This window comes from Kitasatospora sp. P5_F3, assembly GCF_054049135.1.
In genome coordinates this window covers 1-8,454 of record NZ_JBFUMY010000123.1, presented here as the reverse complement: position 1 = coordinate 8,454, position 8,454 = coordinate 1, and the positions used below count along the sequence as shown (strand labels likewise).

The following is an 8,454-nucleotide window of genomic DNA, read 5'->3' as shown; positions in this document are numbered from 1 at the left end:
CTCCCTGGGTGGGGGTGGGGGTGGGGGTGGGGGTGGGGGGATCGCGATCGGGGTGGGTCGATCTCGGGGTTCGGATGCGTGTCGGGGTGGACAATCCGGAGCCGTCAAGAATCAACATGTCCAAACGGAATGCACCACATGAAATCCTTGTTACGTATTTCCGTCAAGGTCCGCGATGGGAAATGTCCTGCTCGTGACCGTTGCATTCCTGCCATTGCGGCAATGGGGGTCCTGGGCCGTTTTAATTTCCCATTTGCGCCGGGATGGAATTCCCCGAATTCATCCGCCGGTGCGAGACGGGAAGGCCCGCCCCTGGTCGGGGCAGGCCGGTCACTGCTGGTGCGTCAGGCTCTGCGCAGGGCGAACCGCTGGCGCGGGTCGCTCTGCTTGCACTCGGAGATGGTCAGCCGGGTGCTTGACCGGTGTCTGCTGACGGTCAGGGAGTAGGAGCCGTCGACGGGCGTGAGATCGGCCCGGTGCTCCACGTTCGTGGGGGAGTTGGGGTCCTTCACGTCGGTGGCCCAGACGTGCACCGCACCGCCGGAGAGCCCGTGCGAGCCGTTCTCACCGGTCCGGAGCGGCTTGCCGGAGTCGAGCGCAGCCGCGTCGACCCGGCACGAGTACGCCTCGCCGCCGTTGCCGCCCTGGCAGGGGTAGTGGGCGCTGATCATCGAGACGGCGTCGGCGAAGGCGGGGTCGGCCACCACGTCGGTGGCGACCTTTCAGGCACCGACTCCCCGGTCGTCCGACACCACGGTCCGGACGCGGGCATTGCCGGACGCGTCCAGGGCGGTGCGTAACTCCTTGAACCAGCCGATGCCGTAGGCGTTCTCGTTCCAGCCGCCGAGGTAGTCGACGGTCAGGCCCTGCTGCCTGGCGCAGCCGAGCGGGCTCGTCAGGTAGCCGACAGTGCCGGTGGACCAGAACTCGCCGCCGCCGACCCGCCCCGGGGCTCCCCAGCTGAGCGCGGCGAGTTTGATGTCCGGGCTCCGCTCCTTGGCCTGCTTCATCATCCACCACTCGTCCCCGGTGGTGCAGTTGACCGTGGTGGGGGTCCGCATGCGGCTGGACTCGGAGTCGTCGATGGTGACGGTGGTCGCTGCGGGGGTGGAGACGGCCGAGGCCGTGCCGGGAACGGTGGCCGCGAGGGGGGCGACGGCCAGGGCGAGCGAGGCCGCCGGCAGGCCGAGCGGTGCACGCGGAAGGCGGAGGAGGAGGGGCGGTCTACCGGTTCTGGGCATGGGGATCCTCGGGCGGATTGCGGCACGGGTGGGTGAGCGTGGCGGAGGGTGGGCCACTGCTCGGAGCGACGCAGATCGGGGGAGTGTCCCCGAATGGCTCAGAAACGAACAGAAGTCAACGTTGTTTCGAACATGAAACAGCGCGCTCGGCGCGGGAGTCAACAGGCTGACGGGCCCCGGCCCGTACTACCCATCCGAGCGGTGTCCGCTACCTGGTGAACCCCTACCCGAGACGGAAACGACACCGGAAAATGGCACCGGAAGCAGTGGAACGGGGCGGACCTGCGGGGCTTTCATGGAGGAGCACCGGAGGAACCGGCCCATTGGCACACTCTTCCCGGATCGGTCCTCCCGGCGCATCCGCAGGGACACCACCTGCCCGAACCGCCCCCCGCGGCACCGGACCTCGGATCCTCGTGCGCCTCCACGGCGCGGCTCCGGCGTGCCCGCGACCGGGGAGCACAGACCCGGGAGAGCGCCATGCCCCCCATCCTCATTTCCGACGCGGCCGCCCTCGGGCCGGTCGTCACCGTCCCGGCCGTGACCGTCCCGGCTGTCACCCTCCCGGTCGTCACCGCTCCGGTCGTCGCCCTCCCGGCTGCCGTGCACCGTGGACTCGGCCGGGCGGTCTGCGCCGCCGGGGCGGGTAGTGCCTCGGTGCCCCAGCTGCGCCGCTTCGTCCGTGCCTGGGCCCGGTGGCAGGGGCTCTCCGAGGGCGCCGGGTACACCGCCTGCCTGGTCGTCAGCGAACTGGCGACCAACGCCGTCCTGCACAGCGGGAGTCGTTCGGTCGCGGTGCTGGTCGACCTGAGTCCGGGCGGCCTGCGGATGGTGGTGCGCGACCGGGGACGTTGGCTGCAGCGGTTCGAGCCGCGCCACAGCCAGGCCGACGACGCCGTCCGCTGCGGACGGGGCCTCGGTCTGGTCCGGGCCCTGGTCGATCGCTGCGTGGTCGCCACCGGCCCGGACGGCACCGTGGTCGAGGTCCTGGTGCGTCTGGAGCAGGCCGACCTCGCTCGGTGCGAGACCGGCCGATGACGGCCGTCGGCCCGGGTGTGGGCCCGGGGTCGGGTGTCGGCGGGGCGCGGGTGCCCGAACGGGGCCAGGCATTCCGGCGGGCCACCCACCGGGCGCTGCTGCTGCACCTGCTCCGTCGGTACGGCCCGGCGACCCGGCAGATGCTCGCCAGGCGCAGTGAACTCTCGCCGACCACGGTGTCCAGCCTGGTCGTCGAACTGGAGGAGCGGGGGCTGGTCACCCAGCGGCCCGTGATCCTGGGCCGGGCCGGCCGCCGCCCCTCGCTGGTCTCGTTCAATCCGGCGGCGGGTACCGCCCTGGCCGTCGAGCTGGGCCCGCGCCACCTGGCCGTCATGGTCGGTAGCCGGACCCAACTCGCCCTGGCGCAGCGGCGGGTGGACCTTCCGCCGGGGTTGTCCCGGCAGGCGGTGGCGCAGGCGGTGCTGGACTGCACCGAGGGCGTGCTGGCCGACACCTCGTCAGGTCCCGAGCTGCTGACCGGAGTCGCCCTCGCCGTCGGCGCGCGGACGTACGCGGAGGAGTCGGGGCAGGTGGCCGACCAGTGGCCGGCCGCCCTCGTCCACCTGCTGCGGCAGCGCTGGCGCGTCCCGGTCGAGGTGGTCGGCAGCGCGGCGCTCGCCGCGCTCGCGGAGCACGCGAAGGGCGGGGCGGCGGGTGTGCACAGCCTGCTGTGCGTCACCTGGACCGACCGGGTCGAGCTGGGTGTGGTCCTCGGCGGGGTGCTCCACCGGGGGCCGACCGGGCGGGCCGGGAGCCTGGGGCACGTGGTGGTCCGGCCGGACGGCGCGGTCTGCCGGTGCGGCCGCCTGGGCTGCCTGGACGCGTACCTGCGGCCTCCGGGCGGCCGGCCGGGGGAGGCGCCGCCACCTGTGCCGGGCGGAGAGGGAGCCCGGTTGGTGGTGGAGGCGGTGACGACGGCGGCGCTGCTGTACGACCCGTCCGTCGTGGTGCTCGGTGGTGCGCTCGCGGCTCCCGACGACGGGCTCGCCGCACCGCTGGCGGCCGCGCTGCGGGCGCTGCCCGGCGGGGAGTCGCAGCCCGTGCCGGTGATGTGCTCCACGCTCGGCGACCGGGCCGTCCGGCTCGGTGGGGTGCACCTGGTGCTCTCCCGTCAGAAAGCGGCCGTTGGAACGGATTGCGCGCCCATTCGTTGACGGGCCCCCAGCTGTTTGGTTCTGATGGTTGTTCCGTACGCATTCCCGTGGGCCGGCCGCGCGATCCGTGCTGCCTCGGCGGCCCCTCCGTACGTGATCCAGCGCTGCTCGACACGCGCTAATTCGCCATCTCTACACCGTAGTTGATGCTGCGTCAGCCCATTGGTCACAAGCTGATCTCGACTGCGGAAGTTACTTGACCTCGGCGATTCACGCCGCTGTCATATGTTGCATCCCGTAAGGAAATGTTTGGTCCTGTGGGATTCATCGTGAAGGAGCACCTCATGTCCAGAACCCCCCGCCGCACCGCCGCCGCAGCCGTCCTGCTGCTCGGCCTCGGCCTGACCACCGCGTGTTCGACCGGCCAGCAGGCCGGCTCGGGCGAGACCCAGGTCGCACCGGTCAGCGGCAAGATCTCGATGACGTACCTGCAGAAGCAGGGTGACCAGGAGTACTTCGTCGGCGAGGCCGCCGGAGCGCGGGCCAAGGCGGCCGAGCTCGGCGTCGACCTCAAGGTGGTCAACCTCGGCAGCGACGCGAACAAGACCGTCAGCGAGGTCCAGGCGGCCGTCGCCCAGAAGACCAACGGCCTGATCATCGTGGTGCCGGACCCGGCGGTCGGTCCGCAGGTGGTGCAGGCCGCGAAGGACGCCAAGGTGGCGCTGCTGACCTCGGACGACCAGATCTGCACCAGCGGGCCCGATCCGTCGGCCTGCGCCAAGGAGGACCTGGTCGCCCGGATCGGCTTCTCCGGTCAGCAGATGGGCGGTGAGGTCGGCAAGCGTGCCGCCGAGGAGTTCAAGAAGGCGGGCTGGAGCGCGGCCGAGACCAGGACGATCTCGGCCTGGAAGCAGGACGTGACCGTCTGCGGTGACCGGGTGAAGGCCGCCAAGGACGCCTTCACCGCCGCCGTGCCGGGCGTGCAGAACATCGACGTGGCCACCGACAACACCCCGACCGGCGCCCAGGACAAGATCGCCGCGACCGTGACGGCCAACCGGGGCGTCAAGAACTGGGTGGTCTGGGGCTGCAACGACGAGAACGTGCAGGGCGGGGTGACGGCGCTGGAGAACGCGGGCATCGGCTCCGACCGGGTCATCGGCGTCGGCCTCGGCGCCTACCTCGCCTGCAAGAACTGGGGCAGCGACAAGCCGTCGGGGATGAAGGCCGCGCTGTTCATCAACGGCAAGGAGGTCGGAGCCCTGGCGGTGCAGACCATGTACGACCGGCTCAAGAACGGCAAGGACTTCCCGAAGGAGGCGTTCGCCTCCACCACCATGGTCGACGCGACGACCTGGAAGTCCGCCGGGGTCAGCTGCAGCTGACGCTCCCTCAGTCGGCCCGTTCCCCCTCCCCGGGGAGCGGGCCCTCGGACCCTCCCGCACGACCGAAGGCGACCATGATGAGCAGAGCCCGCGAAACCAGCCCGGATCCCCGACCGCCGACCGCCCCGCAGACCTCCGGCAGTGCCGGGGTGCGGCACCTCTCCAAGCGCTTCGGTGCGGTGCGGGCTCTGGAGGGGGTCACCCTCGACTTCCCGGCAGGTCAGGTGACGGCCCTGATGGGGGAGAACGGGGCCGGCAAGTCCACCCTGCTGAAGATCCTCACCGGTGACCACCAGCCCACCGAAGGCGGTGTGGTCCTGGACGGCCGGGCGGTCCGGCTCTCCTCGCCGACCGACGCCCGCCGCCTGGGTATCCGGATCATTCCGCAGGAGCCGGAGATCATCCCGCACGTCTCGGTCGCCGAGAACGTCTACGCCGGCGCGCTGCCCCGCAAGGCCGGCCGCCGCCTGGACCGGGCCGCCCTGCGGGCCCGGATCACCGCCGACCTCAAGCGCCTGGGCTTCGAGAAGGTCCTCGATCCGGACCTCCTCGGCTCCCAACTCACCCCCGCGCAGCGCCAGTTGGTGGAGATCCTGCGGGCGCTGACGGGTGAGGCGAAGGTGATCGCCTTCGACGAGCCCACCTCCTCGCTCTCCGAGCACGAGGTGGACGCGCTGTTCGCGCTGATCCGCCGACTGCGCGACCAGGGCGTGGCGGTGGTCTACGTCTCGCACCGGATGCAGGAGATCTTCCAACTCGCCGACCGCATCGCCGTGTTGCGCGACGGAGCACTGGCCGGCGTGCAGGACGCCGCCACCACCAGCGAGGGTGACCTGGTGCGCCTGATGGTCGGCCGCGACCTCTCCTCGATGTTCACCCGCACCCGGGTCGCCACCGACCGCCTGGTGCTGGACGTGCAGGGCCTGACCACCGACACGGTGCACGACATCGACCTCCAGGTGCACGCGGGTGAGGTGGTCGGCCTGGCCGGGCTGATCGGCGCCGGGCGCTCCGAACTCGCCCTCGCCCTGGCCGGCGACCTCCCCGTCCACGCCGGCACCGCCACCCTCGACGGCGTGCGGTTGCGCCCCGGCCGCCCGGGCGACGCCATCCGGGCCGGACTGGGCCTCGCCCCCGAGGAACGCAAGGCCCAGGCCCTCTTCCTGCACCGCTCGATCCGCGACAACACCTCGCTGGTGGTACTGGAGCGGCTGCGCCGCTTCCGGTTCGTCCGCCGGAGCCAGGAGCGCGCCCTGGCACAGGAGTTCACCGACCGGCTGCGGGTGCGAACCCCCTCGATCGAGCACGAGGTGCGCAAGCTGTCCGGCGGCAACCAGCAGAAGGTGGTGCTGGCCCGCTGGCTGGCCCGCAAGCCCAAGGTGCTGATCCTGGACGAGCCCACCCGGGGCATCGACATCGGGGCCAAGGCCGAGATCTACCGGATCATCGCCGACCTGGCCGCCGAAGGCGTCGCCGTCCTGGTGATCTCCTCCGAACTCCCCGAGGTCCTCGGCCTCGCCGACCGCGTGGTGGTCATGCAGAACGGCCGCATCACCGGCGAACTCGACCGCACCGAAGCCACCGAGGAGGCCATCCTCGCCCTTGCCATGGCCGACGACATCGCCCCCGCCCACACTCCTGGAGCACCCGCATGAGCACCACCACCAAGACCCCGCCGGCCGTGGGCGCGCACCGCGGCCCCGCCGAGGGCCGCCTCACCGTCCTGGCCTCCGTCGGCGGCCAGAACCTCAGCCTGGTCGGCGCCCTGGTCGTGGTCCTCGCCCTGTTCGGCACGCTGAACGACAACTACCTCAGCCTGCCCAACATCCAGGTCATCGCCGAGGCCGCCACCATCACCGGCCTGCTCGCCATAGTCCAGACCGTCGTCATCATCTGCGGCGGCCTCGACATCTCCGTCGGCTCCCAAGCCGGCGTCGCCTCCGTCGTCTCCGCCATGGCCTTCACCACCACCAGCGGCAACGCCTACCTCGGCATGGCCGCCGCCGTCGGCGTCGGCGTGCTGATCGGCCTGCTCAACGGCGCCGTCATCGTCTACGGCCGGGTCAACCCCACCATCGCCACCCTGGCCGGCCTCGCCGCCTACAAGGGCCTGGCCCAACTCCTGTCCAACGGGCGGGCGCAGGGCTATGTCCTCAACGACGGCGTCTTCGTCTTCCTCGGCCGCGGGAAGATCGCCGGACTGCCCGTCATGGTCTGGATCCTGATCCTCACCGCCGCCGGCGTCCACCTGCTCCTCAAGTACACCGACATCGGCCGCAACCTCTACGCCGTCGGCGGCAACGACACCGCCGCCCGCCTGGCCGGCATCAACATCAACAAGTACCTCATCGCCGTCTACGCCCTCATCGGCGTCGTCGCCGCCGTCGCCGGCATCCTGCTCACCGCCCGCACCGGATCCGGCCAACCCGTCTCCGGCAGCGAGGGCCTGGAGCTCAAGGCCATCACCGCCGCAGCTCTCGGCGGCGCCGCCCTCAAGGGCGGCAAGGGCGGCGTCGGCGGCACCCTGCTCGCGGTCGCGCTGCTGGGGGCGCTGGAGAACGGCCTCACCGTCCAAGGCATCAACTCCTTCTGGCAGAACGTCGCCCAAGGCGCCCTGCTCGTCATCGCCGTCGTCATCCAGCAGCGGCGCAGCGGCGAACGCGCCGTCGGCCTCCCCGCCTGACGCTCCCTGAGGACCGGTGGTGCCCCCGAGCCACCGGTCCTCCGGGCCTGTCGACCGACCTACGGAAGTGTGCGTGACGATGCCAGGCCCCGACCGACGCGGGACCCCGACGGGCCGCCGCACCGCCGGAAGGTTCGCCTTCGTGGGCCGGGAGGCGGAGCTGGCCCGGTTGTTGGCCGTGGTGCGGGACGGTCCGGCCGTCGTCCTGGTCGAGGGGGAGGCGGGCAGCGGCAAGTCCCGCCTGCTCCGCGAGGCCGAACCGGGGCTGGAGGCCATCGGCCTCGCGGTGCTCCGGGGCTGGTGCCACCCGCTGCGCGAGCCGCCGGCCTTCGGCGCCGTCCTGGAGGCGCTGCGGGAGGCTGTGCCGCTCCTCCCGGCCGGCACCCGGCTGGGCCAGGTCACCGCTCCGCTCGCCGGGCACCTGCCGGGCCTTCCGGGATGCCCGGGACTGCCGGGCCAGGCCGGTCATCGGCCACCGGGGGTGGGCACCCCGCGCCAGCAACTGATGCGGGCCGTCCACGAGTTGCTGCGGCTGGTCGGCCCGGTCGTGCTGCTGGTCGAGGACCTGCAGTGGGCGGACGACGACACCCGGGAACTCCTGGTGCTGCTGGCCCGGAACCCGCCGGCCCAGCTCCGCCTGGTCCTCGGCTACCGGGCCGACGAGCTGCCCGGCCACGGCAACGTGCTCGGCGTCCCCTACCGGCGCCCGGTCGGAGTCGGCGGGACGGAGATCGCGCTCGCCCCGTTGACCGAGCCGCAGGTCCGTGAGCTGGCGGTGGCCGCCCTCGGCCCGGCCGCCACCGGTGCCCTGGTCCGTCAGCTGTACGAGTCCAGCGGAGGTCTTCCGCTGGCCGTCGAGGAGGTGCTGGGCGAACTGACCGCCCCTCAGGTGCCTGGCCGCCCGCCGACCACCGGCCGGGCACCGCGCGCCGTGCGGGAGCTGGTCGCCGACCGGACCGCCCTGCTCGCCCCTCCGGCCGCCGCGGTCGTCCGGGCCGCCGCCGTGCTCGGCG

At 72.2% G+C, this 8,454-nt stretch carries 8 protein-coding genes; 6 read left to right on the top strand and 2 right to left on the bottom strand.

Going from position 1 to position 8,454, the window contains the following annotated elements; all coding sequences use genetic code 11:
* Positions 1 to 344: 344 nt before the first annotated feature.
* Complete coding sequence (locus ACXJMZ_RS35270; RefSeq protein WP_457034097.1) at positions 345 to 707, bottom strand: hypothetical protein; 363 nt, start codon at positions 705 to 707, stop codon at positions 345 to 347.
* A 15-nt stretch (positions 708 to 722) separates the two neighbouring features.
* Positions 723 to 1,241, bottom strand: a complete 519-nt coding sequence (locus tag ACXJMZ_RS35265; protein ID WP_457034096.1) for a hypothetical protein — start codon at positions 1,239 to 1,241, stop codon at positions 723 to 725.
* 480 nt (positions 1,242 to 1,721) lie between these two features.
* Here ACXJMZ_RS35265 and ACXJMZ_RS35260 point away from each other — a divergent pair, with 480 nt between their 5' ends.
* From ACXJMZ_RS35260 to ACXJMZ_RS35235, 6 genes are all read left to right on the top strand, one after another.
* Entirely contained in the window at positions 1,722 to 2,279 is a 558-nt protein-coding gene (locus tag ACXJMZ_RS35260) for an ATP-binding protein (RefSeq protein ID WP_457034095.1), read from the top strand.
* 50 nt (positions 2,280 to 2,329) lie between these two features.
* Positions 2,330 to 3,433, top strand: coding sequence for an ROK family protein (locus tag ACXJMZ_RS35255; RefSeq protein WP_457034094.1), 1,104 nt, complete (start codon positions 2,330 to 2,332; stop codon positions 3,431 to 3,433).
* 284 nt (positions 3,434 to 3,717) lie between these two features.
* Positions 3,718 to 4,758, top strand: a complete 1,041-nt coding sequence (locus ACXJMZ_RS35250; RefSeq protein WP_457034093.1) for a substrate-binding domain-containing protein — start codon at positions 3,718 to 3,720, stop codon at positions 4,756 to 4,758.
* A gap of 77 nt (positions 4,759 to 4,835) precedes the next feature.
* Entirely contained in the window at positions 4,836 to 6,413 is a 1,578-nt protein-coding gene (locus tag ACXJMZ_RS35245) for a sugar ABC transporter ATP-binding protein (protein WP_457034092.1), read from the top strand.
* Positions 6,410 to 7,441 (top strand): ABC transporter permease, encoded by a 1,032-nt coding sequence (locus ACXJMZ_RS35240; protein WP_457034091.1) that lies wholly within the window; start codon positions 6,410 to 6,412, stop codon positions 7,439 to 7,441. The genes ACXJMZ_RS35245 and ACXJMZ_RS35240 overlap by 4 nt, the downstream gene beginning before the upstream one ends.
* Before the next feature lie 79 nt (positions 7,442 to 7,520).
* A partial coding sequence (locus tag ACXJMZ_RS35235) for an AAA family ATPase (protein WP_457034098.1) occupies positions 7,521 to 8,454 on the top strand: 934 nt, incomplete at its 3' end.

Excerpts from the sequence above, each read along its gene's own strand:
- ACXJMZ_RS35265 (WP_457034096.1), bottom strand. The coding sequence starts at position 1,241 with ATGCCCAGAACCGGTAGACCGCCCCTCCTCCTCCGCCTTCCGCGTGCA.
- ACXJMZ_RS35260 (WP_457034095.1), top strand. The coding sequence starts at position 1,722 with ATGCCCCCCATCCTCATTTCCGACGCGGCCGCCCTCGGGCCGGTCGTC.
- ACXJMZ_RS35250 (WP_457034093.1), top strand. The coding sequence starts at position 3,718 with ATGTCCAGAACCCCCCGCCGCACCGCCGCCGCAGCCGTCCTGCTGCTC.
- ACXJMZ_RS35245 (WP_457034092.1), top strand. The coding sequence starts at position 4,836 with ATGAGCAGAGCCCGCGAAACCAGCCCGGATCCCCGACCGCCGACCGCC.
- ACXJMZ_RS35240 (WP_457034091.1), top strand. The coding sequence starts at position 6,410 with ATGAGCACCACCACCAAGACCCCGCCGGCCGTGGGCGCGCACCGCGGC.